The sequence below is a fragment of the Pseudomonas sp. AIG genome (assembly GCF_977020205.1).
Genome location: NZ_CDROCK010000136.1, coordinates 1 through 686 on the forward strand (window position 1 = coordinate 1; position 686 = coordinate 686).

Below are 686 nucleotides of genomic sequence, written 5' to 3' on the forward strand. Positions count from 1 at the left end.
CGCTGACTTATCCCCAGTCGCGTTTCAGCTTCAGTCGCCTCGCGGAAGAACTGCATCAGCAGTTTGCCGATATCGCCTCTCTGCGGTTTACACCCGGCGTCGACATCACCAGCGGGTTGGACATCCCGCGCCTGACGTCGCTGAAGGTGAACTTGCAATGATCAAACTCAAATTGCCGTTCTGGCTGGGCGGCACCGAGCTGTCAAAGCTGGTGGCCGCTGCACAGGCGTGGTGGGAAACCGTCACCGGCTGGTTGCGTTGGCCCTATTCGCAGATCGATCCAGACACCTGCCACATGAACATCCTTGAACTGTGGGCCTGGCAACGCGACGTGACGCGCTTCAAGGGCGAACCCGAGTCGCTGTTTCGACTGCGCGTGAAATACGCGTTTATCAACTCGGTCGACGCCGGCAGCACCGCCGGGTTGAAACGCATTTTTGAACGCCTGGGTGTGGGTTACGTCGAGATCGAGGAGCGCCAGCCCGACCGCGATTGGGACGTCGTGCTGCTGAAGTTCAGCAACGCTCAGTTGTCTTTGAACCCTGAACTGTTGCGCGTGCTGATCCAACAGTACGGCCGCACCTGCCGCCGTTATGACTTCGTGACCATCACCCCCGTAGGGCTGCAAATCGCCCTGATCGACTTCAACGACGACCAGCAAACGCTGGTTGCCAGCCTGTAGGAGC

The 686-nt window shown here is 59.3% G+C and carries 1 protein-coding gene and 1 pseudogene; both read left to right on the forward strand.

Going from position 1 to position 686, the window contains the following annotated elements; translation table 11 throughout:
• A pseudogene (locus ACWR1S_RS30870) lies at positions 1 to 161 on the forward strand (baseplate J/gp47 family protein); the annotation flags it as partial.
• Entirely contained in the window at positions 158 to 682 is a 525-nt protein-coding gene (locus ACWR1S_RS30875) for a phage tail protein (RefSeq protein ID WP_039756545.1), read from the forward strand. The pseudogene ACWR1S_RS30870 and the gene ACWR1S_RS30875, both read left to right, overlap by 4 nt.
• The last annotated feature ends 4 nt before the right edge of the window (positions 683 to 686 follow it).